Source organism: Mycolicibacterium aichiense (assembly GCF_010726245.1).
Taxonomy (GTDB): domain Bacteria; phylum Actinomycetota; class Actinomycetes; order Mycobacteriales; family Mycobacteriaceae; genus Mycobacterium; species Mycobacterium aichiense.
Genome location: NZ_AP022561.1, coordinates 31,146 through 56,911 on the forward strand (window position 1 = coordinate 31,146; position 25,766 = coordinate 56,911).

The 25,766-nt window shown below is 65.5% G+C and carries 20 protein-coding genes and 1 riboswitch; of the genes, 13 read left to right on the forward strand and 7 right to left on the reverse strand.

What is annotated here, in order from left to right; all coding sequences use genetic code 11:
• The first annotated feature begins 6 nt into the window (after window positions 1-6).
• From G6N32_RS00145 to G6N32_RS00160, 4 genes are read left to right on the forward strand one after another with little or no spacing between them, the layout of a single operon-like run.
• The gene (locus tag G6N32_RS00145) at window positions 7-5,499 is read left to right on the forward strand and encodes a type I polyketide synthase (RefSeq protein ID WP_115318940.1); all 5,493 of its coding nucleotides are present in this window, start codon (window positions 7-9) and stop codon (window positions 5,497-5,499) included.
• On the forward strand, window positions 5,496-6,344 hold the full coding sequence (locus tag G6N32_RS00150; protein WP_232077403.1) for an ABC transporter ATP-binding protein: 849 nt from the start codon (window positions 5,496-5,498) through the stop codon (window positions 6,342-6,344). Before G6N32_RS00145 ends, G6N32_RS00150 begins: the two co-directional genes overlap by 4 nt.
• Complete coding sequence (locus G6N32_RS00155) at window positions 6,344-7,204, forward strand: ABC transporter permease (protein WP_115317885.1); 861 nt, start codon at window positions 6,344-6,346, stop codon at window positions 7,202-7,204. The genes G6N32_RS00150 and G6N32_RS00155 overlap by 1 nt, the downstream gene beginning before the upstream one ends.
• A gap of 5 nt (window positions 7,205-7,209) precedes the next feature.
• Window positions 7,210-8,556, forward strand: a complete 1,347-nt coding sequence (locus G6N32_RS00160; RefSeq protein ID WP_115318939.1) for a cation:proton antiporter — start codon at window positions 7,210-7,212, stop codon at window positions 8,554-8,556.
• 139 nt (window positions 8,557-8,695) lie between these two features.
• Here the strand turns inward: G6N32_RS00160 and G6N32_RS00165 are convergent, their stop codons facing one another.
• Window positions 8,696-10,225 carry a phospholipase D-like domain-containing protein gene (locus G6N32_RS00165; RefSeq protein ID WP_115317884.1) on the reverse strand — a complete coding sequence of 510 codons (1,530 nt, stop codon included), beginning with the start codon at window positions 10,223-10,225 and terminating at the stop codon, window positions 8,696-8,698.
• 238 nt (window positions 10,226-10,463) lie between these two features.
• Window positions 10,464-10,531: riboswitch (guanidine-III (ykkC-III) riboswitch) on the forward strand.
• A gap of 14 nt (window positions 10,532-10,545) precedes the next feature.
• Here G6N32_RS00165 and G6N32_RS00170 point away from each other — a divergent pair.
• From G6N32_RS00170 to G6N32_RS00180, 3 genes are read left to right on the forward strand one after another with little or no spacing between them, the layout of a single operon-like run.
• Window positions 10,546-10,860, forward strand: coding sequence for a DMT family transporter (locus G6N32_RS00170; protein WP_115317883.1), 315 nt, complete (start codon window positions 10,546-10,548; stop codon window positions 10,858-10,860).
• A gap of 2 nt (window positions 10,861-10,862) precedes the next feature.
• Window positions 10,863-11,255: a DMT family transporter gene (locus G6N32_RS00175; protein WP_115317882.1), complete on the forward strand. Its 393-nt coding sequence runs from the start codon at window positions 10,863-10,865 to the stop codon at window positions 11,253-11,255.
• Window positions 11,242-12,180 (forward strand): lysophospholipid acyltransferase family protein, encoded by a 939-nt coding sequence (locus G6N32_RS00180; RefSeq protein WP_115317881.1) that lies wholly within the window; start codon window positions 11,242-11,244, stop codon window positions 12,178-12,180. The genes G6N32_RS00175 and G6N32_RS00180 overlap by 14 nt, the downstream gene beginning before the upstream one ends.
• A gap of 4 nt (window positions 12,181-12,184) precedes the next feature.
• Here the strand turns inward: G6N32_RS00180 and G6N32_RS00185 are convergent, their stop codons facing one another.
• The 5 genes from G6N32_RS00185 to G6N32_RS00205 all read right to left on the reverse strand — a co-directional run bounded on the left by G6N32_RS00185 (window position 12,185) and on the right by G6N32_RS00205 (window position 16,717).
• Window positions 12,185-12,865, reverse strand: coding sequence for an alpha/beta hydrolase family protein (locus G6N32_RS00185; protein WP_115317880.1), 681 nt, complete (start codon window positions 12,863-12,865; stop codon window positions 12,185-12,187).
• Window positions 12,862-13,110, reverse strand: a complete 249-nt coding sequence (locus G6N32_RS00190; protein ID WP_115317879.1) for a hypothetical protein — start codon at window positions 13,108-13,110, stop codon at window positions 12,862-12,864. Before G6N32_RS00190 ends, G6N32_RS00185 begins: the two co-directional genes overlap by 4 nt.
• Window positions 13,107-13,631: a hemerythrin domain-containing protein gene (locus tag G6N32_RS00195; protein ID WP_115317878.1), complete on the reverse strand. Its 525-nt coding sequence runs from the start codon at window positions 13,629-13,631 to the stop codon at window positions 13,107-13,109. The genes G6N32_RS00190 and G6N32_RS00195 overlap by 4 nt, the downstream gene beginning before the upstream one ends.
• Before the next feature lie 63 nt (window positions 13,632-13,694).
• Window positions 13,695-14,468 (reverse strand): emopamil-binding protein, encoded by a 774-nt coding sequence (locus G6N32_RS00200; RefSeq protein ID WP_115317877.1) that lies wholly within the window; start codon window positions 14,466-14,468, stop codon window positions 13,695-13,697.
• Window positions 14,465-16,717 carry a molybdopterin-containing oxidoreductase family protein gene (locus tag G6N32_RS00205; RefSeq protein WP_115317876.1) on the reverse strand — a complete coding sequence of 751 codons (2,253 nt, stop codon included), beginning with the start codon at window positions 16,715-16,717 and terminating at the stop codon, window positions 14,465-14,467. The genes G6N32_RS00200 and G6N32_RS00205 overlap by 4 nt, the downstream gene beginning before the upstream one ends.
• Window positions 16,718-16,874: 157 nt before the next feature.
• On the opposite strand from G6N32_RS00205, the gene G6N32_RS00210 reads away from it, so the two are divergent.
• From G6N32_RS00210 to G6N32_RS00230, 5 genes are all read left to right on the forward strand, one after another.
• Window positions 16,875-17,459 (forward strand): TetR/AcrR family transcriptional regulator C-terminal domain-containing protein, encoded by a 585-nt coding sequence (locus G6N32_RS00210; RefSeq protein ID WP_147291966.1) that lies wholly within the window; start codon window positions 16,875-16,877, stop codon window positions 17,457-17,459.
• A gap of 52 nt (window positions 17,460-17,511) precedes the next feature.
• Window positions 17,512-18,342, forward strand: a complete 831-nt coding sequence (locus tag G6N32_RS00215) for an LLM class F420-dependent oxidoreductase (RefSeq protein WP_115317874.1) — start codon at window positions 17,512-17,514, stop codon at window positions 18,340-18,342.
• A 120-nt stretch (window positions 18,343-18,462) separates the two neighbouring features.
• Window positions 18,463-18,909 carry an MmpS family transport accessory protein gene (locus G6N32_RS00220; RefSeq protein WP_115317873.1) on the forward strand — a complete coding sequence of 149 codons (447 nt, stop codon included), beginning with the start codon at window positions 18,463-18,465 and terminating at the stop codon, window positions 18,907-18,909.
• A complete protein-coding gene (locus G6N32_RS00225) occupies window positions 18,906-21,785 on the forward strand; it encodes an MMPL/RND family transporter (RefSeq protein WP_115317872.1) in 2,880 nt (959 codons plus the stop codon). The genes G6N32_RS00220 and G6N32_RS00225 overlap by 4 nt, the downstream gene beginning before the upstream one ends.
• Before the next feature lie 50 nt (window positions 21,786-21,835).
• A complete protein-coding gene (locus G6N32_RS00230; protein WP_115317871.1) occupies window positions 21,836-22,315 on the forward strand; it encodes a hypothetical protein in 480 nt (159 codons plus the stop codon).
• A 56-nt stretch (window positions 22,316-22,371) separates the two neighbouring features.
• Here the strand turns inward: G6N32_RS00230 and G6N32_RS00235 are convergent, their stop codons facing one another.
• On the reverse strand, window positions 22,372-24,495 hold the full coding sequence (locus G6N32_RS00235; protein ID WP_115317870.1) for an EAL domain-containing protein: 2,124 nt from the start codon (window positions 24,493-24,495) through the stop codon (window positions 22,372-22,374).
• Between the two features lie 388 nt (window positions 24,496-24,883).
• On the opposite strand from G6N32_RS00235, the gene G6N32_RS00240 reads away from it, so the two are divergent.
• Complete coding sequence (locus G6N32_RS00240) at window positions 24,884-25,747, forward strand: universal stress protein (RefSeq protein ID WP_115318938.1); 864 nt, start codon at window positions 24,884-24,886, stop codon at window positions 25,745-25,747.
• The last annotated feature ends 19 nt before the right edge of the window (window positions 25,748-25,766 follow it).

Here is a 25,766-nt window from a genome sequence, read left to right on the forward strand (position 1 = left end):
GTGACCATGCTCAGTGATCACAGTGGCCGGGAGCCGCTGGCCATCGTCGGCATCGGCTGCCGCCTGCCCGGCGGGTCCGATTCGGTGGACAGTCTGTGGAACCTGCTTTGCAGCGAGACGGACGCGACCTGCGTCGTTCCCGAGTCGCGCTGGAACGCAGATCGCTATCACGACCCCAATCCGGCCAAGGTGGGCAAGATCGTCACCCGTCGCGGCGGGTTCCTCAGCGAGATAGACCAATTCGACCCTCAGTTCTTCGGGATCTCGCCTCGCGAGGCGCATTCCCTCGATCCGCAGCAGCGCCTTCTCCTTCACGTCGCGTGGGAAGCGCTGGAGGACGGCGGACTTCCGGCCGACAGCCTGGCCGGCAGCGATGTCGGGGTCTTCATCGGCGGCTTCACCCTCGACTATCAATTGCTGCAGAACCAAGGTCTTAGCAGTCGTTACCGGTTCAAGGCGCACTCGGCGACCGGGATGATGATGACGATGCTGGCCAACCGGCTCTCGCACGCATTTGACTTGCGCGGGCCCAGCGTGACGGTCGACACCGCTTGCTCGGGTTCGCTGGTCGCCGTACACCTTGCCGCACAAAGCATCTGGAACGGCGAGTGCACTGTCGCACTCGCCGGCGGGGTGAATATCATGGGCGGCCCCAACACTGCGATCGCGGAGTCCAAAAGCGGATTCCTCAGTCCCGAAGGACGTTCGAAAGCCTTCAGTGACTCCGCCGACGGCTATGCCCGCGGCGAAGGCGGCGCCATCGTCGTCATCAAACCGCTGCGCCAAGCGCTCGGTGACGGCGACGACATCTATGCCCAGATCCTCGGCACCGCGGTGTCGCAGGACGGTCACACCGACGGCATCACCGTGCCGCGTCAGGAGGCGCAGGAAGCCGCCATCAGGACGGCCCTTGCGCGAGCAGGCGTCGCGGCCAACGACATCGGCTATGTCGAGGCGCATGGCACCGGCACGCCCGTCGGCGACCCGATCGAAATGCGCGCCCTGGCCAGTGCGCTGACGCCCGACCGATCGCCAACCGATCCGCTTCTGATCGGATCGATCAAGACCAACATCGGCCACCTTGAGGCCGGGGCCGGTGTCGCCGGGCTGATAAAGGCCGCGCTGGTGGCCAAACACGGCTACATTCCGGCCAACCTGCATCTGATCGAGCCCACCCGCCACGTATCCCTGACGGAGCTCAAGATCGACGTGCCCGCGACCGGCCGGCCGTACCCCGCCGGCAAGCGGCGACTCGTCGGCGTCAACTCGTTCGGCTTCGGCGGGACCAATGCTCACGTGGTGCTCGCGGAGCCACCCGCCACGGCCGCCCCAGCTCCCGGATCACCCGAACCGCAACTGCCCGCGGTACTTCCGATCTCGGCGCGTAGCGAGGAGGCCCTCGTTGCGGCCGCCGACCGGCTAGCCCGACACCTCGACGCCGACCCAGATCTCACCCTGCCGGACCTGCAGTACACGCTGAGCTTGCGCCGCTCCCATCTGAACTACCGGCACGTGGTGATTGCCGACAGTAAAGATGATGCACGGCAACAACTCCGACTCTTGGCCGATGGTGGCCCGATATCGGGCCGCACCGCCGGTAGTGCACCCAAGCTCGCCTTCGTGTGTACGGGGATGGGCCCGCAGTGGTGGCGGATGTGCCGGGGACTTCTCGACGTCCTTCCCGTCTTCACCGACAGCATCGTGCGCACCGATCGCGAGCTTGCGCAGTACACCGGCTGGTCCCTCGTCGACGAACTGCGACGCGACGAGACAAGCTCGCGGATGACCGAAACCGAGGTGGCGCAGCCGGCCAACTTCGCCGTCCAGATTGCTCTGGCGGAGCAGCTGGCGCAGTACGGGATCCGCCCGGACGCCGTAATCGGGCACAGTGCAGGCGAAGTCGCCGCCCACCACCTCGCCGGCCTGCTCACCTTCGAGCAAGCGGTTGAGGTCGTCCACCACCGGAGCCGGCTGCAGCAGCGCACCAGCGGGCAGGGCCGGATGCTCGCCGTCGGCACGGACGCCGACTCGCTGATGCGGGTGATGGACCCGCAGTTGCACGACGAATTCGGCAGGCGGATCTCGATAGCGGCGATCAACAGCCCGTCTGCGGTCACCGTTGCCGGGGAGGCGGACGTCCTCGCCGTGCTGGCTGCGCAATTGGATGAGCTGGGCATCTTCAACCGATACCTCACCGGAAAGGTGCCGTACCACACGCATTTCATGGACGCGATCAAAGACGATCTGCTCGGCGCCCTCGACGGGATGTCGTCGAAGGACGCGACCATGCCGCTGTATTCGACAGTCACCGGTGAGCGACTGGACCGATATCAGGCCGGTGCCGCGTATTGGTGGCAGAACACGCGGGCGACGGTGCTCTTCGAGCCCGCGATCCGCCGGATGGTGGAGGACGGGTACACCCATTTCGTCGAGCTCGGCCCGCACCCGGCACTCGCTGCATCGATCGTGGAAACCGCAGGTCAGCAGAGAGTCTCGGTGACGGCGGTCCAGCGGCGCGACCAGGACGACGTCCGCACGCTCCTCAATTGTGTTGGCACGCTGCACTGCAACGGACACGACGTCGCGTGGGGGGCACTCCAGCACCGGCAGGGTGCTCGCCCGGTGAAGCTGCCGAGCTACCCATGGCAGACCAAGCGCTTCTGGAATGAAACCCGGGAAGCCACCGAATCCCTGTTCTACAAGCCGGTGCATCCGCTTCTCGGACAACGGGTCAGTGCGCTGCACCCGACCTGGGAAGCAGAACTGAGCACCGTGTTCAACCCGTTCATCGCCGACCATCGGGTGCAGGGAAGTGTGGTCGTGCCGGGGGCGGTCTACGTCGAGATGGGTATGGCGGTGGCGAACACCGTCTACGGCCGGGACTTCAGCGTCGACAATGTGGTGCTGCATCGTGCGGTGATCCTCGACGACACCTGCGATCCGATCCTGCGGACCACCCTCAACGAGGACGACGGCACACTCGAATTCGCGTCGTTCACCGCGACGGCCGACGGCGAACCGAAGTGGGCCATCACCGCCACCGCTGAACTCAACGTCCTGCCACCCGCACCCAGTTCGTTGGCCGCGGCAGACAGCGCCGAGCCGGTCGTGTCGATCAGCGGCGACGACTTCTATCGCCGCACCGAGTCCATCGGATTCGACTACGGCGACGCGTTCCGGACCGTCCGGAAGGTGACCGCGGGGGAGGACTGGGCCGTCGCCGATATCGCGGTACCCGACTCGATCGCCGATGAGGTGCCGCGCTTCCGGTTCCATCCGGTCCTCATCGACGGGGCGTTGCAGGCGTTATTCGGCGCGCCGTTCCTCGGCCAGGAAGAGAACGAGGATCCATTCCTGCCGACCCGAATTCGGCACTGGGCCGTGTACGGCGCGCCCACGCCGGAGATGACGGTGCACGTTCGCGTGGTGTCGGTGACCAGGTCACACGTCGAGAGCGATATCACGATCACCGACACGACCGGTACGCCGCTCGCGGTCATCACCGGATTCGTCGTCCAGTCGCTGAGCGAGTCGTCGCGGATGTCACCCGACCGCATCGACAAAGGGGTCCTGCAGATTCAGTGGCAGCGCTTGGAGGACCAGCCGGCTGGGGAGGAGGCCGGGGCCGTGGACCCGACGTCGTGGCTGCTCCTCAGCGACGGCACCGGCGTCGGTGCTGCCATCGCCGAGGAGATGCGGCGCCGCGGCCATCACGTCCGTGTTGTCGGACACGACGACGGAAAAGAACTCGCCGAGGGCGACTTTGCCGCACTGTTCGACGACGATCTCCGCGGGGTCATCGACTGCTGGCCGCTGGACATCACCGCAGACTGTTCCGTCGAGGATCAACACCAGCTCGGTGTGCTCACCGCGTTGCGGCTCGCGAAAGCCCTTGCTCAACAAGACACCCCCGACCAGCTTCGCCTGCATCTGGTCACCGCGAACGCCCAGCCCGCGCCGGGAACCGAACTCCGCGGTGTCGGTCAGGCCGCGGTGTGGGGCCTCGGGCGCGTCATCGGCCACCAAGAGTTGCCGGAACACTGGGGCGGACTCATCGACATCGACGCCGCCGACGACCACGTTCAGACCGCGGCCCGCGTCTGCGAACACGTTCTCGATGGCGGGCCCGAGGACCAGATCGCCATCCGCGGTGAGGTGACCTACGTGCCGCGTCTGCGGCCGTGTGATCAGCTGACACGGCCGTTTCCCACCAAACTCAGCACGGATGCGACCTATATCGTCACCGGCGGCGCCGGCGCGCTCGGCCGCGTGGTCGCCACGTATCTCGCAGAACGGGGAGCGCGGCATATCGCGTTGTGGGGCCGTAGCGCCATCCCGCCGAGAGACAGCTGGGCCGGCCTCACCGAAGAGCATGCCCACTACGAGACCGTCAAGACGATCCTCGACATCGAACGCCGCGGCGTGCACATCACCACGGCGAGCATCGACGTCGCCGACAGTCACCAGGTGGCGGCATGGTTGCGTGACCACACCGGCGGCGGCGGACAACCCGTCCGCGGAATCGTCCACGCAGCCGGATCGGTCAACGATCAGCTACTGGTGAACATCAGTGAAGACGACTTCACCGCGGTGATGGCCGCCAAGGTGACCGGCGCCCTCGTGCTGCACGACGCCCTGAAAGACCACGAGCTCGAGTTCTTCGTGATGTTCGGCTCCGCCGGATCGACGATCGCCTCGCCGGGACAGGGCAACTATGCAGCGGCCAATGCCTTCCTCGACGCATTCGCGCACTATCGCCGGCAGCAGGGCTTGCCGGCACTCACCATCGGCTGGGGCCCCTGGTCGGTCGGGATGGTGGAAGAGCTCAACCTCGAAAAGCTCTACGCTGCAAGGGGTATCGAACTCATCACCCCCGCGGTGGGTGCCCTGATCCTGGACCGGCTGATCAACCAGCAACCGGCCGACGTCGTCGCCATCAGCGCCGACTGGGGGCGGGCACGCCAGGCCGGGCTCGGCAGCCGGCTGCCGATGATGTTCGCCGAACTCGGAACCTCCGAGACCGGACCCGGTGCAGGCGAGTCCGACGGTTCGATCCTCATGGAGCTCGCGACGACTCCCGAAGCCGACCGCCCTGCCGTCATCGCTGACCAGCTGCGGCAGATCGTGGCAGCGGTCTTCGACTGCGCCATAGAGGATTTCGAGCCCGATGACATGCTCGAGGATATCGGCCTGGACTCCATGATGGCGATGGAGTTCCGAGTGCGGATCAACATGACCTTCTCGATCGACCTGCCGGTACTGGAGATACTCCGCGGCGTGAGCGTGAACTCGCTGGCCGACCGAGTGCTCGCAGAGTTGCACTTCATCCATGGTGAGGTCGCGACGCCAACGACCGAGTCGGCTGGGCCGACCGAGGCCGCGGACCTCGACGACGAGCTGGACCAGCTGATGGCCGAGCTGTCCGATGCGGAACTGCAGGAACTTCTCGCGCAGCTGGAGAACGAGCCCGGATCGGATGCCGGAGAGGGCATCTCATGATGGCCGCATCGGCGGTTCAGGTCGAGGGACTGTCCAAGTCCTATGGGCGACTGCAGGCGGTTCACGATCTCGATCTCGAGGTCGGCTACGGCGAGATCTTCGCGATCCTCGGGCCCAACGGGGCAGGCAAGTCCACGACGATCGAAATTCTGGAAGGGCACCGCAAACGCGACTCGGGGCGGGTTGCGGTCCTCGGTGAAGATCCCGCGGGTGCCGGGCGCAGTTGGCGCGCCAGAATCGGCATCGTCTTACAGGAGACCAGCGATTTCGGGGTTCTCACGGTGTTGGAAACCGTGCGGATGTTTGCGAAATGCTATGGCGAGGCGCGGGCCCGGGTGCCCGAGGAGCTGCTCGAGCTTGTCGGCTTGGCATCCAGCGCTGGCTCGCGGGTTCGGACACTGTCGGGAGGGCAGCGTCGACGCCTCGACGTCGCGCTGGGCATCATCGCCCAACCGGAACTTCTCTTTCTCGACGAGCCGACCACCGGGTTCGATCCGGAAGCTCGGCGGCAGTTCTGGGACCTCATCAGGCTGCTGGCCAGCGACGGCACGACCATCCTGCTGACCACCCACTATCTGGAAGAGGCTGCCGCACTGGCGGATCGGGTCGCTGTGGTGACCGGCGGCCGGGTGGCTGCCGTCGATTCCCCGGCGCGGCTGACCGCGCACGTCAACACGGCGGCGACGGTGCAGTGGATGGACGGTGACCAGCTGCGCGTCGAGCACACCGAGCACCCGACCGAGTTCATCAGGCAGCAGTCCGCCGACGGCACCGAGCTGGCCCAGCTCACCGTCACCCGGCCCACCCTCGAGGACGCCTACCTGCAACTGATCGGGATGGCGTGATGGCGGTCGACTCAACCCCGCTAGACGGGGCCCAGCCGCGGCATCGCAGCGCCACGCCGGCAGCTGCCCTGCCCTCAGCCGTACGAATCGGGTTCTCGCGAGTGGTCCCCGAGCTGAAGATGTTCTACCGACGTCCAGAGCAAGTGGTGCTGACGTTCTCGATGCCGGCGATCATCTGCATTCTGCTGGGATCAATCTTCTCTGCGAAAATCCCTGGCACGCAGACCAGTACCGGCGCGGTGATCGCCGCCAGCATGCTGGCCTACGGCATCCTCTCCACGTCGTTCATCAACCTCGGCATCGGTATCGCGGCCGACCGGGAGACCGGCGCTCTTCGGCGGCTGCGCGGGACGCCGGCCACCGCATCGTCGTATTTCATCGGCAAGATCATGTTGGTTGCCATCGCCAGCCTCGCCGAGGCCGTCGTGCTCATCGTGCTGGGGGTGGTGGCCTTTCAGCTTCAACTGCCCACCGACGTGTACGCATGGTTCACGTTGGCCTGGGTGTTCGTCTTGGGCATCGTCAGCTGCTCACTGCTCGGCATCCTGGTGAGCAACTTTGCCGGCAACGCCGTCTCCGCCGCGGTCATGACGAATGGCCCGGCCGTCGGTCTGCAGTTCGTGTCGGGCACCTACGTGCCACTGATGGCGTTGCCGACTTGGATGTTGATCGTCGGGTCCATCTTTCCGGTCAAGTGGATGGCGCAAGGATTCCGGTCAGTGCTGCTGCCTGCGCAGATGGTTGCCTTCGAGCCGGCCGGCAGTTGGGAGCACGGACGCATCTTCGGCGTGCTGGCCGCGTGGAGCATCGGTGGCCTGATCGCCTGCCTGTACATCTTCCGGTGGTCGGACAAGAGCTGACGCGCATGCCGTCTCTGCTGACCATTGCCTACCACTTCTTCCTGCAGATCGCGGTCATCCTGCTGACCTACCGGCTGCTGTGGCCGCTGTTCCGCAGGCTGGCCCAGGTGCAGGTCGTCGCCATCATGGTCGCCGGCTTCCTGCTCGGGCCCTCGGTTCTGGGCTGGGTCTGGCCGGCCGCGCAGCAGTGGCTCTTTCCCGCCAAGCTGACGATCGGTGCCGACACGATCGTGCACCCCAACCTGACGGTCATCTATGTCGTCGGCCAGCTCGGTCTCGTGCTGTACATGTTCCTCGTAGGGGCGTCGTTCCAGCTGAGCATCCTGGGAGCCCACTCCCGGCAGGCAGGCGCCACCGCCGCCACCGGCATCGGGATACCGCTGATTCTCGGGGGTGTCCTGGGCTGGGTGATGGTGAGCCTCGGCGGTTACTTCACCGACAAGGTGGCGCACTGGCAGGGTGGCCTTTTCGTGGCGGCTGCGGTGGCCATCACCGCATTCCCGATGCTGGCGTGGATCGTCTACGACTCCGGACTGCTCAAGACCCGGCTGGGAACGATGGCGTTGTCCTGTGCCGCAATCGACGACGCGTGCTCCTGGGTACTGCTGGCGACGGTGGTCGCGACTGCGAAAGGTCATGTGTCCGGCGCGATTCTGGCCATCGGCGGCGGAATCGCATACCTGCTGGTGATGATCTACGTCGGCCGGCCGCTGCTGCGCCGGCTGGAGACCTGGACACCGCCACGTGCCGACGTCGAACGCACCGGTGGGCTACCGATCGCGCATACCAGCATCGTGCTCCTCGTCGTACTCACCGCGAGCTGGTTCACCGATCTGGTCGGAATCTATTCCGTCTTCGGCGCTTTCGTGGCGGGCGTGGTGATGCCCCGCGGCGCGTTTCTGGATGCGATCCGCGAGCGGTTCGAGCCGCTGGTGGCCTACCTGCTGCTTCCGGCGTTCTTCATCTATTCGGGACTCAACACTCAACTGACGCTGATCTTCGACTCGTCGACGCTGCTGATGGCCGGCATCGTCCTGGTCGTGTCCTTCGCCGCGAAGTTCGGTGCCGTCGGTCTGGCCGCACGCTGGCAGGGCATGAGCTGGTACGAGGCGGGCTCGATGGGAGCCCTGGCCAATGCCCGCGGTCTAATGGAGCTCATCCTGCTGAACATCGGTCTGGAAGCGGGACTGATCTCCGGCAAGCTCTACACGATTCTGGCGGTCATGACGATCATCACCACGTTCGTCGCCACACCGTTGCAGCGACTGTTCGAGCGCCGCCTGGCCAGGACGGGCGCGAAGTTCGGCCCGGAGGGGGAGGAACCCTTCGGTCAGGAGCCCGCCGCCGCGTGACAGGCGCTCTCGGCCGCGAGCAGTTCGGCCGGCGAGGTTCGTCTGCTCGACGCTGTCCCGTCCGGCCCCGCGATCGAGCCGGTCGACGGCGCCGGCGTCCTGGATCGCAAACTGCGCCACCTCGGCCGCACGCCTCCGTTCAAAAGCCGCGAAGCTTGCGCAGCCAGGCACCCAGAGGCGAGTGGCGTAGCGGCCACGTCGCGACCGACCCGACGAGCCGCAAGGCACTCTCCGGAAGGGACTGCGGCACTCTGACGGGATCCATGAGGTCGTTCTCCGCAAAGGGGCTCGCGTCGGCGGCCACCATCGTGTCGGTGAGCGCCCGAAGCGATCGCCCGGTGCCCCGCAGCGCCTCGACAGTTGCCAAAAAGGAACCGCGGCGGCCCATCTCGTCGCGGAACGTATCGATCGACACACCGAGGTGCTCGGCTACGAGCGTATTGCGCACGCGAAGGATCTCTTGCTCGACCGCCCCGGAATTCTCGTGCGCGGGCAGGGATTCGATCGCGATATCGCATTCGCTGTCGAACCCCAACGATCTGTTGTTGAAGTTCGACGAGCCGATGCGAAGCAACCGACCGTCGATCACCAGGACCTTGGAGTGCACGTAGACCGACACCCCCCGGCCTGCCACCGGCCAGTACACACCGAGCCGACCATGCACGTCCGCCTTCTTGAGCATCCGGAAGAGCCGTTCACGGGCACTGTCCATCGATTCTTGTTCCAACCGGCTTTCTGAGCTGCGCGGCAGGATCATCACGACTTCGGGACCGTCGGGCTCACGCAGTCGGGCCGCGATCGCACCGGCGATACTGCGCGACGCGAAGTACTGGTTCTCCAGGTAGATGACGTCGCGGGCGGCGGCGATCGCCGCGAGATCGAGGGCCTCGACTTCTCGGACCTCGCTGCGGCCGGGCAGCCTGGGAAGCGTGCGTGCCACCCCGACCTCGACGTTGCGCAGACCCGGGATGAGCCCATCGGGCCACGCCTCGGGCGGGGGACTGAGCGGCGACAACACGCGTCCGGTTGCCGCCTCCCACCGGTCCCGGGCCTGTTCGGCAAGTACACCCGCTGCAGCACCGTCCATCGCGGCCATCACCTCGTGGCGGGGGCCGTAGGCGCCGCCGAGGCCGGTCCGGCGGCGGTCGGCGGGGAGGTGCTCGGAGGTATCCCAGCGCCCGAGCGTCAGATCCAGACCACCGCAGAACGCCACTGCGTCATCGATGACCACGATCTTCTGATGGTGCACCGCGCCGGTGGGATGCGCGCCGTCGACAGCGAAATGTAAACGCGCCGAGGTGAACTGATTGAGAACGCTCACCGGGGTGACACCGAACCAGAACCCGTCGAACGCAGGTAGCAGGCGAAGGTTGGACTTGAGCAGATATACGTTGAGTCCGCGCCGCCGGCCCAGCAACCAGTGCAGGAATGGGCCGAGGTGGTTGGGCCCGTCCAGGGTCTTCTCGCCGCGCTCGAAAGCGGTTCGGTAGTCGAGGTCCCAGCCGACGACAACGATCCGGTGTCGGGCACGCAACAAGGCATCCTTGAGGTGCCGGAGGTAGTCCGCGCCGTCGATGATGGCGGCAAACCGATCCGCTTCCGCCGACTGCCAACACGTGTCGCCGGGCACCAGCAGCGAATTCTCACCCGCTGATTCGTCGCCGCCCACGGACCACTCCTGTTCTGGGGATGCGCGACGTACATCAGCGCGCGTCTTGTCCAATCTTTCCCTATTCCCACGCCGTCGGGACCGCTCGTAAGAAACTTGTCATGGCGGCGTGTGTCGATGGTGATGAGCGTCTCCAGATCTCGTATTGCCCCTCGTCATAGCGAATCCGGCCGCAGCGCAGACCATTTCGATCGGCTCGATTAGGTGACCCAAGTCAACGAATCGGATAGGCTGACCATTACGACCCCGATCTCGGGTGTTGGCGGACGAGGGAGCAGTACCCGCCAAGGACAAGACTGACTCGCAGGAGGAGTCTCGTCATGGCATGGGTGATTCTGGTGCTCTCCGGAATTCTTGAGGCCGTCTGGGCGGTAGCGCTGGGGGAGTCAGGCGGTTTGCGCCGCCGGGTACCGACCGTGGTGTTCGTCGTCGCGCTCATCGCCAGCATGATCGGCCTGGCGCTGGCGATGGGCACCGTGCCGACCGGTACCGCATATGCGGTCTGGGTCGGCATCGGCGCGTCCCTCACAGTGCTCTGCGCGATGGTCCGGCGTCAGGAGGCCGCCACCGCGGGACGGCTGGCGATGCTGGCGCTGCTCATCGGTTCGGTGATCGGGCTCAAGGTGGTGAGCTAGTCATGGCGTGGATGGTTCTGATCGGCAGCGCCGTTCTCGAGGCGGTCTGGGCGACGGCGCTCGGCGCGAGCGACAACCTGACCGATCCGCGAGCCGTGGCGGTATTCGTGGTCGCGCTCGTATTGAGCATGCTCGGCCTGGCGTGGGCGACGAAATCCATTGCGATCGGTACTGCCTATGCGATCTGGACCGGCCTGGGAGCTGCGCTGACGGTCGGTTTCGCGATAGTCACCGGCGACGAGACGGTGACGATCGCCAAGGGGGTGTGCCTCGCGGGCATCATCGTGGCGGTCGTCGGGCTCAAGGTCCTGCCCGGACACTCTGGCACCGGTCGCGGTTTGGTAGGTGTGACGCGTCCCACAGCCGGGGTACACCGCCGCCATGACCAACACTGATTCGCGCCCGCCCGCCGTCCGCCGTCAAGCGCAACGGCACGCTGACGAGGCCCGACGCACGATGGCGCACCGGCGCGCGGAGAGTGCCGACGGCGGCGTCAGCGGCTGGCTCAACCAGCGCACCGGGCAGTGGGATCTGGATGGGCAGGACGAAACGACGATGCAGCGCCAGAAGTACCTGTGGAACTTCTTGGTGGATCACTGGTTCCGGATGGAATTCGACGGCTGGGACAACTTGCCCGACCCACCCGTGTTGCTGGTCGGAATCCACTCGGGTGCCCCGTTCGTCTGGGATGCCTGGACGGTCGGGGTGCAGTGGTGGCGCCGGTTCGGCCAAGAGCGCACCCTGCACGGCACAGCACACGATGCGCTGATGGCCATGCCGGTGATCGGCCGTTACTTCCGGGCGATGGGGGTGCTGCCTGCCGCACCCGATTCGATGGCCACGGCGCTGGCCGAGGGCCACGATGTGGCGGTCTGGCCCGGCGGCGAGGTGGACTCGCTGCGGCCGTGGAGCGAGCGCGACGTCGCGAACCTGGCGGGCCGCACCGGATTCGTGCGGATGGCGATCAAGGCGGGTGTCCCGATCGTGCCGATCGCGACCGTCGGTGGAGCCGATGCGATGCCGGTGCTCATCCGCGGCGACGGGCTCTCGCGGGCGCTGCGGCTGGACAAGCTGTTGCGGCTCAAGGTCTTTCCGCTCGCCGTGTCGTTACCGTGGGGCATCGCGCCGGCCGCGCTGCCGCAGCTTCCGCTGCCGGCGAAGATCCGCACCAGGTTGATGCCGGCGGTGGAGGTCGACCACGATCCGTCCCGAGCCGAAGACGACGACTACGTCGAGCAGAAGTACCGGGAGGTGCAGGACAGCATCCAGAGCGGGATGGACGCACTGGCGCGGAAGCGGGCACTGCCGCTCTTCGGCTGACCGCTCAAGCGAACGCGATCGCGGCGATGCGTTCGGCGACCATGTCGACAACTGCCTGGGTCGCCGGATCGTCGGCCGGCTCGTAGCGGTCGAGGCTGCCGTCATACCGTGCGCCGGCTATCGAGCCGTGGTCGGCGTCGAGTTCGACGACATCGACCGGCCAACCAAGGGCCCGCAAATCCGTCGCGAACTGGACGGCGACCGAGGGCGGAACGACGGCATCGGCGGTTCCGGAGATCAGCGTGAACGGGGTGCGTGAGCCGTCGTCGGCGATCCTTTCCAGGACCGGTCGGCCGGAAATGGGGTCATTGACCATGAACGCGCCGGCGAGGCAGATTGCCTGCGCCACTGACACCGTGGACCCCGCTGCGCGCAGGGTCAGACCCGCTGCGGCGGCGCCGCCCAACGACCAGCCGATGACGATCAGCGCGGCGCCCCCGCCACGCGAGCGCGCGAAGTCGAACGAGTTCAACAGGTCCGCGCGCCCGCCATCGTCGGCGTGGGAGTCCCAGTCCGGGGCCACGACGCAGATCCCCAGCTCGGCGAGTGCTTCAGCCAGAAGACGAACCGCGGCGCGGGAGTCGGTTTGGGTACCGTGCCACAGCAGCGCGACCGGGTCCTCGGCGTCGCCGTAGACATCTGCCCAACGACCGGGGGCGTACTCGACCTCGTCGCGTCGATTCATTCCGACGAATGCGGGGTCGGACTTTGCGAGGACTCCCACTTGGAATCCAACGATCGCTTGACCTGTGAGTCGGCGGAGAATTCGTGTTCGAACGTCTCGCCGTCATCGTCTTCGAATGTGATCAGAAAACCCGTGTCCGTGGTCTGCGTATGGACCACCTTGTATTCCCGTTCACCAGAACCTTGATCGAGCGCGACGAGGTCGCCCGGCGCGACGGCATCGATGCGTCCGTACGAGTCGGTCATGAGTGCTCCTCGATGTAGGCGTCGGCATCCTTGTCACGAGTGTCGATCCCGTCGATCGACTCCCGTTCGGCGTAGAACTGCAGCCACTTCATACCCAGCTCGTGGCGCAGCTCCAAGGTCGCACTCTTGATGAAGTCCGGCATGGCCTCGCGCTCTTCCTCGTCGAGGTGCTCGCCGTTCTCCTTGCGCGCTGTGAACACGGCCTCAAACCACACCTTTGTGCCTGGCTTGTGCTTGCGTGATTCGCGTACCGCATCGCGGATCGCGTTGTGGTCGGTGATCGCGTCCTCGGTCTCGTCCTGCGGGTCACCCTCCGGATTGCCGGGATCGTCATCGCCGCCGTGCTTGAGCAAGGCCGGATAGAACACTGTCTCCTCGGCGTCGGCATGCGCGTCGAGACGGTCACTGAGGGTCTTCCAGATCGCGGCCAGCTCGTCGTCGGACTTGGCGTCGTCGAGCCGGAAGAATTGTCGCCTCAACCAGTCGTGATCGGCGTAGACGAGATCGATGATGTCGGCCATGGGCCAGAGTTGCCCCGCTTTCCTGCGGTCGAAACTCCCGCGAGCAGGACTATGGCGCGGCTGCTACCCGCCCGCGCCGGCGGTGGCGACCTTGCGGGTCAGGTAGTCGATCTGAATGTGGATGGCGTACAGCACCATTGCGGGCAGCACGATGAACGGGATGTTCTCGCCGATGAACTTGAACCACAGCCCGAACGCGCCTTGCCCGATATCCGCGAAGCCGGCGCCCACCTCGGAGATGAAGTAGACGGCGGTGCTGCTCATCAGCACCGCGATACCCGCGAAGGCCACCCACAGGCACCGGATCCGTTGTTCGACGGGGAGTGACTGCCGGACCAGCCGGGACCACATGGTGATCACGACGACGCCGGTGATCACGCCGACCACTTCGAGGGCGAAGGTCCACGGGTTGCCGCTGGCATAGCGGGTGTCGGCGAGGCCGTACTGCCACCACAGCCACTTGATGCCCGGATCATTCGTGGGAGTCCACCACCCCAGCGGATGGCCGATGAGGAACACCAACTCGTAGCAGATCTGACTGAACGCTGTGTAGGGCAAGTAGAACAGCGTGAGTTCGGCGGCCTTCTCCTCGCGCAGGCGAACCTCGCCCGGCGCATCCCAGAGCAGCACGAGGGGAATCAGGATCGCGGGAATGCCGAACAGGAGATTGGCGACGACGTCGGAGGTGAAGTTCGGTTCGATCAACCCGGTCCCGACGCCGATCGTCATCCCCACGAAGACCAGGCCGGTGAACAGGGCGGCGGCCACGTACATCCGGACCCGGTGCGGCGCCCACGGGCTGACGAGGTTCGGCTCGCGCTCAACAACATCGGTCATAGCGATACCTCTCCGACGGTGGATCGCGCGGTGACGCGGACAGGAATGTTTCCCTGTCGTGGTAGGCCGGTGATGGGGTCGAAGTCGACCTCGGTCGGGATCAACCGGCCGACGGTGCTTCCCCGGTCGCGCACCTCCTCGTCCTCGGAGGGCAGGCCGCCGAACGCGTGGTGAGTGGCCACGACGTCGGGACGCAGGCTGTCGTCAGCCTCGATGACGCTGGGGATGCAGTCGTGCGGAGACGTCACCGTCACCAAGTCGCCCGAGTTCAGTCCCAGCGCAGCGATGCTGTCCGGATGCATGTAGGTGGGGTTGTACGCCTTGCCCTTGTTCAACGTGGCCAGGCGGGTACCCGAAGAGTTCATGAAGTTGTTGTGCCGCCGTGGAATCAGGCGAAACGGGAAGTCCGTGTCGTTCCACCCGACTCTGATGTCTTCTCCGAAATATCGGCCCAGCTCGCCCAGCATCACGACGTTCCCGACGTCGAGCTTCGCGGCGCAGTCCGCGTCCTTGACCTCGACGACGGCCTCCACGTCGAAGACATGACCATGCGGATGTCTGCGAACCTCATCGAGGGGGATGCGCGACGTCTCGCACATCTTCTCGAACAACTCTTCGGTGGTGATCTGCGTGTCGCCGTTAAAATTGCACACGATCGGCGGTGACTCCATGAACCTGCCGCCGCCCCCGCCGAAAAAGTTGATGAACCACAATTCCAGGTCCATCCGCTTCGCCAGGCCCAGGAAGAACTGCCACTCCTCGGTCAGGTCTGAACCGGACGGCGGTTCGGCGAGCCGCGGCGCGTACTGTGCGTACGGAGCGGGGATACCGGTGCCGCTCGCGTAGTACTTGATCAGTTCGCTGCCCATCGTCATGGCAGGCGTTTCCATCTGCATCTTGGGTGCGATGACGTAGTGCGCCAGCCGCGACGTCAGCGACATCTCGGTATCGAGGGTTACCAGTAGGTCCAGATTCTCCAATGCCCGCAGCGTTTTTCGCTGGTCCGGCCACGCCGCCATCGGATTGCCACCGATGCAGATGAGGGCCTTCACCTGCCCGTCGCCGTCGAGCAGTATTTCGTCGGCCAGGGCAGCTGTAGGCATACCGCATACCGCATCGGTCAGACCGCGCACCCGCAGCTGCTCCCCGTACCCCCATCCCTCGTACGGCGGATGCGCCTGAGCTTTGGCGGTGAATGCGGGCAGCAGCGTGTTGGGTCGGGTGACCCGCTCGCCGGCGCGTTGCCACCGACCGCAGATCGACGTCAGGCACAGGCACAGGTACTCGACCACGTTGCCATGCATGGCCATGTTCGCCCCCGTTCCGGCATTGACCATGCCGCCGCGCTTGCCGTATGACGCGAACAGCCTTGCGGCCTTGACCAATTGCTGCTCGTCGATGTCCGCCCGCCCGGCTACGTGCGCGGGGGTGAAATCCGCGACCGCCTCAGCGAGCGCCGCGAAGCCGTCGACGTTCTCTTCGACGAACTCCCGGTCGTAGAGTTTTTCGTCGATGACGATGTTGATGATCCCGGCCAGGATCGCAGCGTCTTCGCCGGGGCGCGGCTGAAGGTGTATCGCGGCCCGCGCGGCGGTCTGCGACCGGCGTGGGTCGATGACAATCAGCTTCATGCCGCGGTTGATCGCCGCTTTCAGACTCTGGCCGGGATTCTGACCGGGGATGCCGATCGCCTTGGACACCAGGGGATTGGTGCCGACCAGCAGCCAGCTGTCGGCTTCGTGGAAGTTGACATCACCACCCAGCCAGTGGCCGTGGGCCGCGAGCGCGATCTGTTTCCCGGGTTGGTCGATCGTGTTGGCGGTGAAGAACATCGGCGAACCGATGGCGCGGATGAACGCATTGGCCATCAACGCGGACGCAGGATAGGGCAGTCCGTTGGTCCCCAAGTACAGCGCCACCGAGCGGGGTCCGAATTCTGCGATCAGTCGCTGCAGGGTTGCCGCGATCTCATCCATCGCCTGCCCGGACTCGACGGGTGCATACCCGCCGCCGACGGTCCGTTTCTGGCTGTGCAGCAGCCGGTCGGGATTGTTGTGAATGTCGGGAAGCGCCCGGCCCTTGGCGCAGGTGTAACCCTTGAATAGCGGGTTGTCGGGATCGCCGGCCACCTTGGTGAGCTTCCCGTCCACGACGGTGGCCAGCACGCCGCAGTGCGCCGAGCAGATGCGGCAGATCCCCGGCCGGGTCGTGGTCGACCTCGGTTCTACGCTGTCCTCATTAATCACCATGTAGTGGCGTGCTCCAATTAATCCCGAACGGGAAAAATATCACGCCTCGGCAGTGTTCGGAATCGAAAGGCACGGTGTGCAGGAGTCAGCGGCGCCACGGCAGCGCGGGCGGCCGCGGCAGATCACCCGTGAACGCATTGTGTCCGCGGCCCGGTCAATGCCGTTCGATGAGCTGACCATGCAGGCGGTCGCCGATGTCCTCGGCGTGGATCCCAAAGCCCTCAACTACCACGTGGGCGATCGGGAAGCGCTGCGCGAGCTGGTCGCCGTCGATGCCTTCGCCGTGGAGCTGAGCCGCATCGACATGCCCGTCGGCGGCGACTGGCGGGACGTCCTGCGCCGCTACGCCACAGCCCTTCGTGACGCCACCGTCACACTCGGCGAGCTCGTCACCTATTTTCGTCTGCCCGCCAGTGGCATCGGAGCACTCGAACCCGTCGAGCGCGTCCTGCAGGTCCTCGTCGAGGCCGGCTTCTCGGTCGCGGATGCCGGCCACATCCTGCGCCTGGTCAGCGAGCTGGGCCATGCCGCAGGCCGGGAAGCGGTCTTTCTGTCCAGAAGCCGCGAGCACCCGTACGTCGCCGATGTCGCGGCTGCGCTCAACACGGCTGCCGCGGAACACTTTCCACTGTTGCGCGAGGTTGTGGCTCTCCGCGATGCCGCACCCGACGACGGGCAGCAGCTGGACTTCAACCTCGACGTGCTCATCACCGGATTGGCCGCGACACTGTCCCAGCAGTGACACCACCGGCGATGAGTCCCGCGGACCGAACGACAGTGGCACTGTGGTCGATATGGAATTCGGCATCTCGACCTTCGTCAATGACGACACCATCGACACCATTTCACTGGCTCGCGCAATCGAAGAGCGGGGCTTCGGCGCACTCGCGATCGCCGAGCACACGCACATCCCGGCCAGCCGGGAATCCCCGTACCCGCAGGGCGGCGACCTGCCGTCGGTCTACTACCGGACCCTGGACCCGTTCGTCACGCTCGCCGCGGCAGCGGCAGTCACCTCCGACATCGAGCTGATCACCGGCATCGCCCTGCTCATCCAGCGCGACCCCATCACGACCGCCAAGGAGGCCGCCAGCATCGATCTCATCTCCGGCGGCCGCTTCGTGTTCGGTGTCGGGGCGGGCTGGAACCTCGAGGAGATGCGCGATCACGGCACCGATCCGAAGACGCGCGGGGCACTATTGGACGAACGCATCGAAGCCATCAAGGCGCTGTGGACCGATGAACCGGCCGAGTATCACGGCAAATTCGTCGACTTCGAGCCCTCGTACGCACGCCCCAAGCCGGTTCAGGAACCGCATCCGCCGATCGTGATCGGTGGCGACTCGGACGCGACGGTCAAGCGAATCGTCCGTCACCAGGCGGGGTGGATCTCCAATCCGCTGCCCGTCGAACGGCTGACCAAGCGCATCGATCAGATCCGGTCGAGTGCCGGTCACGACGTTCCCCTGACGACGTTCGGCACGCCGATCGATCTCGAGTACTGGCAGGCGCTCGACGGCCTCGGCTACCGCCAGGCGAATCTTCTGCTGCCGACGAAGTCGCGGGACGACTCACTGCGGTTGCTCGACGGCTACGCCCAGAAGGTTGCCCAGTACCGGGGCTAGCTCGTCGGCGATCCCCTGTTGTGGAGTCCGGTCCGGTACCGTACGGTCAATCTAGTTGATAAGCCCCCTACGGGAACGTTGTACCGTCCGCGCCTGTCGCCGCTCATGAAAGGGTCACGGATGCAGCGGGTTTCACTCGGCCGGCGGCTCAGCCAACGCTGGATGCTGCTGGTGGCGGTGGTGGTGGTGGCGGTCGCCGGGTTTGCTGTGTATCGGCTGCACGGCATCTTCGCCTCCCACGACGTCACCTCCACACCCAGCGGGGCGGGTAACGACATCGTCCCGTTCAACCCCAAGCACGTGGTGCTGGAAGTCTTCGGCCCACCGGGCACCGTCGCGACCATCACTTACCTGGACGTCAACGCGCAGCCGCAACGCGCGGACTCCGTCACGCTGCCGTGGGCGTATGACACCACCACCACCCAGCCCGCCGTGTTCGTCAACGTCTCCGCTCAAGGTGACAGCGACTCGATCGGCTGCCGCATCAAGATCGATGACGTCGTCAAAGACGAGCGGACTGTGAACACGCTGAACGCCTTCACGTATTGCCTGGACAAGTCGGGATGACCCACCGGATTCCCGACTTCATCCGGCGGTATTCCGTTCTCATCGCGGTGTTCTGGCTGGGCCTTGCGGTGATGACCAATGTCTTCGTCCCGCAGCTCGAAACCGTCGCCGAGTCTCACAACGTCTCACTGAGCCCGCCGGACTCGCCGTCGCTGCTGGCCGCCAAGCGGATCGGCAAGGTCTTCGGCGAGTTCGACTCCGACAGCTCGGCGATGATCGTTCTGGAAGGCGACCAACCGCTGGGCGCCGAAGCCCATCACTACTACGACGGCCTGATCAAAAAGCTGCAGCAGGACACCAAGCACGTTCAGCACATCCAGGACTTCTGGGGTGACCCGCTGACCGCCGCCGGCTCGCAGAGCGCCGACGGCAAAGCGGCCCTGGTGCAGCTGTATCTGGCAGGCAACCAGGGGGAGTCCCTGGCCAACGAGTCGGTCGACTCGGTGCGCAACATCGTCAACAACACCCCGCCACCGCCGGGCCTCAAGGTCTATGTCACCGGCGCCGCTCCGCTGGTGACCGATCAGTTCGAGGTGGGCAGGCACGGCACATTGAAGACCACGCTGATCACGATCGGGGTGATCGCGGTGATGCTGTTCTTCCTGTACCGACGGCTCACCACAGTGTTCTTCGTGATCTTCACGGTCATGATCGAGCTGACCGCGTCACGCGGGTCGGTGGCCGTGCTCGCGAACGCCGGGATCATCCAGCTGTCGACGTATTCGACAAACCTGTTGACACTGTTGGTGATCGCCGCCGGAACCGACTACGCGATCTTCCTCCTCGGCCGCTTCCACGAAGCCCGCTACGCCGGGCAGGACCGAGTCTCGGCGTACAACTCGATGTACCACGGCACCGCGCACATCATCTTGGGATCAGGGCTGACGATCGCAGGCGCGGTGCTGTGTCTGACCTTCACGCGGCTGCCGTACTTCAACAGCCTCGGCGTTCCGGCGGGCATCGGCGTGCTCGTGGCCGTGGTGGCGGCGTTGACCCTGGCCCCGGCGCTGTTGGTCATCGGTCGCCACTTCGGTCTGTTCGAGCCCGCCCGCCCGATGCGCACCCAGGGCTGGCGGCGCATCGGCACCGCGATCGTGCGCTGGCCCGGCCCGGTACTGGTGGTGACGGTCGCCATCGCACTGATCGGTCTGATCGCGCTGCCCGCCTACAAGACCAGCTACGACGCCCGCGGGTACATGCCGGCCAGTGCGCCTGCGAATGTCGGATACACCGCAGCCGAACGCCACTTCTCCCAGGCCCGGCTCAATCCCGAGCTGCTGATGATCGAAACCGACCACGATCTGCGCAACTCCACCGACATGATTCTGCTGGAGCGCGTCGCCAAGGCGGTCTTCCACACCGAGGGCATCGCCCAGGTGCAGTCGATCACCCGCCCGCTCGGAACGCCACTGGACCACACGTCGATCCCGTTCCAGATCAGCGCCGGAAGTGCCTCGCAGATCAACAATCTGCCGTTCCAGCAGGCCCGCGGCGATGACCTGCTCAAGCAGGTGGACGTGATCAACAACTCGATCGACATCCTGCGCCAGCAGTACGCGCTGCAACAGCAGTCCAGCGCGGTCACCGACGAGCAGACCAAGGCGTTTCAGGACACCGTCGCCACCGCCCAGGACCTACGCAACAAGATCGCCAATTTCGACGACTTCTTCCGCCCACTGCGCAGCTACTTCTATTGGGAGCCACACTGTTACGACATCCCGGTCTGCGCTGCGCTGCGGTCGCTTTTCGACGCGTTGGACGGCATTGACGCGCTCACCGATCAACTGGGCAACGTCGCGGGCAGCATCGCCAAACTCGATGCCCTGCAACCCAAGCTGCTCGCTCTTATTCCGCCGCAGATCGCAAGCCAGCAGACCAACCGCGATCTCACCCTGACCAACTTCGCCACCACGTCGGGAATCAACGACCAGTCGCAAGCGGCACTGCAGAATTCGACCGCGCTGGGCCAGGCGTACGACGCGTCCAAGACCGACGACTCGTTCTACCTGCCGCCGGAGGCGTTCACCAATCCCGAGTTCGTGCGCGGCATGAAACTGTTCATGTCACCGGACGGTAAAGCCGCGCGGATGATCATCACCCACGACGGCGATCCCGCTACGCCGGAGGGCATTTCGCACATCGACGGGATCCGGCACGCAGCGCAGGAAGCCGTCAAAGGCACTCCGCTGGCCGGTTCGAAGATCTATCTGGCGGGCACGGCTGCCACCTATAAAGACATCCAGGACGGCGCCGAGTACGACCTCATGATCGCCGGGATCGCGGCGCTGAGCTTGATCCTGCTCGTGATGATGTTCATCACCCGCAGCATCGTGGCCGCATTCGTGATCGTCGGGACGGTGGCCTTGTCCCTGGGCGCCTCGTTCGGGCTCTCCGTATTGATCTGGCAGGACATCTTCGGCATCCACCTGTTCTGGATCGTGCTGGCACTGGCCATCATTCTGTTGTTGGCGGTCGGATCCGACTACAACCTGCTGCTCATATCCAGGTTCAAGGAGGAGATCCACGCCGGCCTGAACACCGGCATCATCCGGGCGATGGCCGGGTCGGGTGCGGTGGTGACCGCGGCAGGTCTGGTGTTCGCCGCGACGATGGCGTCCTTCATCTTCGCCGACTTGCGGATCCTCGGTCAGATCGGGACGACGATAGCCTTGGGCCTGCTGTTCGACACGCTCATTGTGCGGTCCTTCATGACGCCCGCGGTTGCGGCGCTGCTCGGTCGGTGGTTCTGGTGGCCGCTGAAGGTGCGCCCAAGGCCGGCCAGCCAGATGCTCCAGCCCTATGGAACCCGCCAGTCGGTCCGCCAGTTGCTGCTGTGGGAGGACGACGAACCGGCCGCCAATACGTCAGGCGGGTGAAATCAGCGACGTGTCTGTGATATCCGCGAGTGAAGAGTAGGAGCGCCTAGATGAATCTCGGCCCCTGGGGTGACCTCACCATTCTTGCTGCCGTGCTGGAGATCGTCCTCGCCACTTGCGTATTCGTCTACATTGGCCGCTTGGAGCGGCGGACATCGCATCCGTTGGGTGACCAGGTGGGTGCCCACAAAAGGGTGCTGGCCAAAGTCCGCAAGCGGGAACCGCTGTCGCAGGACGAATTCGACTACGCCAGCGAGCTGGTTGCCGACGCCCGAGCGCCGCTGGCCTATGCCATCCCCGCGGCATTGTTCACCATTGGCTTCTTCTACGTGGTCGGCTGCCTGTTCATGCTCCACCTCGACGGCGGTAACCCATCGTTTCGGACGTTCATCGGTGGTATCCCGATGCTCACGTCGATGAACATCGCCGGCCAGCTGCGGCGGGTCGCAGGGATGAAGAGCAAGCTTCGGGATATTCCGGTGTCGCAGACCGCAGATACCGACCGGCTCACTTCTGTTCGCTACGAGTGACTTTCCCGACCTGACGCATTCGGTCAGCGATCAGCACGGGTCGCGGCCGGACCGGCCTAACTTCCCGCGGCGCGGGCCCGGTCTCGGCGGCGTTTGTTGTACATGGCCTGGTCGGCATGTTCGAGGACACCGTCGATCGAGCGCCCGTCACCGGTGCGGTGGGCAGCGAAGCCGATGGTCATCTGTGCGGGAAGCTGCCTACCCTCGCCGACTGTCACCGGCGTGCTCTCCAGCTGATCGGTGATCCGATCGGCCAGGCGGGCGAGCTCCCAGTCGTTGACGGAATCGGTGATCACCAGAAATTCGTCACCGCCCCAGCGGGCCACCATGTCCTCATCGCCCACCGCCGCGCGTAGGCGGGCGGCGACTTCGACGAGCAGTCGATCTCCGGCGCGGTGGCCGTACTGGTCGTTGACGTTCTTGAAGCGCTCGATGTCGCAGAAAAGAATGCCGTACCCCCGTCCGCTGACGTCGAGCTGTTCGAGCCGGCTCCAGCCTGCCGACCGGTTGGCGACCCCGGTGAGGGGATCGGTGGCGGCCTGGCGAGCCAGGTCGGCCTCGCGAATCCGATCGGCCGTCACATCCACGATCTGCGATACGAAGTAGCGTGGTTGATCTCGCGGTGCGTTGACGACGACGACGGTCAGAGCGCCCCATACGATGCGGCCGTCGGCAGCGATATAGCGTTTGTCGATACGGTAGGAACGCCGCCGTCCTTCCAGGCATTCGGTGAGAAGTGCGAGATCGGCGTCGAGATCGTCGGGGTGGGTGATCTCCTGGAAGGTCAGTTCGGCCAGTTCACGTTTGGTGTACCCGAGCATGTTTCGCAGCGCGCGGTTGGTGCGCAGGAATGTTCCGTCCAAGCCGACGACAGCCATGCCGATCGGCGAATGGGCGAGGGCCAGTTCAAATCGCCTTTCTCCCAACAGGTCCACAGCCGTCGGCAACAGATCGTTCGATGCCGCGGCGGCGGCAGGCGGAAACCCATGCACGAGAGGACGTGGCCGGCTGAGGTAGTAGCCTTGTGCTGAACTGATGCCCACCGAGCTGACGGCGTCGAGTTCACCCTGTGTCTCAACGCCTTCGGCGATCACCGTCGCGCCCATCTGGCCGGCGAGTTCGGCGATGGCGTGCGCCAGCCGACGCCGGGCGTCGTCGACGTCGATGTGGCGGGTGATCGACTGGTCGATCTTGACGAATTCCGGACTCAACTCCAGAACATGGGAGAAGGACGAGAATCCGGCACCCACGTCGTCGACCGCCACCCGGACGCCGCGGGCGCGGCACGGCTCCAGTGCGTCATCGAGGGCGCCGTAGTCCAGAACAGCGTCATGTTCGGTCAGCTCCAGCACAATTCGCGACGGGTCGACATCGGCCAGGATCTGGGCCCACGGAGCGACCAGCGCCGCCGACGGGGAGATGTTCACCGCGACGAAAACGTCCTCGGGCAGCTGCGGCACCATCGAGATGACGCGCGCCACGATCGCGGTCTCCAATTCGATCCCCAGCCCCAGCAGTGCCGCTTGGGCGAGGAATCCGTCGGGACGAAACGGTTCCCGGGGGAAGCGGGCCAACGCCTCCACGCCCACGACCTTGCCGGTCGCCACCTCGTGAACCGATTGGAACACCACTTCGAAGTCGCGCTGATACACCACACGTCGTATCGAAGCGCGCTGCGCAGCGGTGGTGTCCCGACCGCTGTCAGGGGATTCGATCAGCGTGCCGATGAGTTCGGCGATCTGTTTGACGATGCGCAGGTCGATGTCGGCGAGGTACGGCTTGGGCTCGCGGCTGACCGCGCACACCATTCCGACCGCCCCGCCGTTGCGGTTGAGCACCGGCACACCGACGTAGGCGCCCAGGCTCATCTCGGTGGTGATCGGCAGAGCGTCGGTGGTCTGGTTGGTGCTGGTATCCGGGATGATCGCGGGCAGTCGTCCGTCGATCACGCGCACACAGTATGAGTCGAAGAGGGAGGTACGGTCGCCTGACGAGAGCCCAATCGCGTCCGCGTCGCCGTCGAGGACCTCGAAGATCTGCACGCCGTCGCGGAAGGACGAGAGCCAGGCCGTTTCCAGTCCGAGCCGGTGCCGCAGCAGACTCAGCAACGTACGGACCAGTTCGACGGGAAGCTCCGCCCCGTGTTCTGAGAGCGGCTCGTCGACCCCGTCGAACCCCATAGCCACCAGTAGACCGCACCACCGGTGAATCTGCACTGGAATTCCACTGTCGGTAAGACGTTTGCCATACCTTCAGATCACCGGACGTAGCGGCGGCGATCGACGGGTCACGCGCTTAGCCAGGCGCCGATGCCTGCGTCGTCGCGGTTGCTGGCGGCAAGGGGGACCGCTGCCCCGGCAGGTGAGCCAACTGTTTGGACGGGGACGGTCGCGCCTCGTCATGCCGCGAAACATGCGGCTGCTGCGGGCTTCCGGATCGCAATGCCGTTCGATCCATCCGATGTGCACGCTTACCGGACGCAGCGGCGGTGCGGTCGATAATCTGCACTTTGCGTTTGCGCGGTCTTGTGTGAACGCAACCCGGACCGCACCGACAGAACGGAACGCAGTGAGACTGCTCATCGGATACCTGGCCACCCCTGGCGGCGCCGACGCGTTGGCCCTGGGGGTGCGGTTGGCCAGGACACTCGGCGCCGAGTTGGAGATCTGCTCGGTGCTGCCGGTTCCCATTCCCCTTGACTCCGAATACCAGAGCGAACTCGCCACCCAGGCCACGCAGTGGCTGCGTGAGGCCCAGAAATCGGTGCCGGACGACGTCACCGCCCACATCCACGTGAGCTTTCACGAATCGTTCGCCGAGGGCATCAGCCGGGAAGCCGAACGGCTGGAGGTCGCCGCGATCGTTGTCGGCGGATCAGGTGGCTTTGCCGCCGGATTCACCCTGGGCTCCGTCGTCAACGAACTGTTGCATTCGGCTCCCGTGCCCGTGGCCGTTGCCCCGCGCGGCACCCGGCACTCCGACGTCGAACGCGTCCGCAGCATCACCTGCGGGGTCGGCACCCGGCCGGGCGCCGAGCATCTGCTCGACCTCGCGGTACGCGTCAGCACTGCCGCGGGAGTTCCGCTGCGGCTGGTGTCGTTGGTCGCGCTCGACCACTACGGCTCACGAAGCAGAGTCAGCGCCGACGTGACGCGCCAACAGGCGCTCGACCACGCGGCTGCGATTCTGGCGGCTGCCCAGTCGTCGCTGCCCACGGGGTTTCCGGTCACCGTGGTGGTCGCCGACGGAGCCACGGTGGAGGCAGCGGTGGAGAAGCTCGACTGGCGCGACGGCGATCTCATCATCGTCGGCTCAAGCCGGTTGGCTCAACCGAGACGACTGTTCCTCGGTTCGACGGCGGCGAAGATGATGCGGGTCCTGCACGTGCCCCTCGTCGTCGTACCCGGCCCCGACGCCGCCACTGACCACTAGGAAGGCAAAAACCTTGACG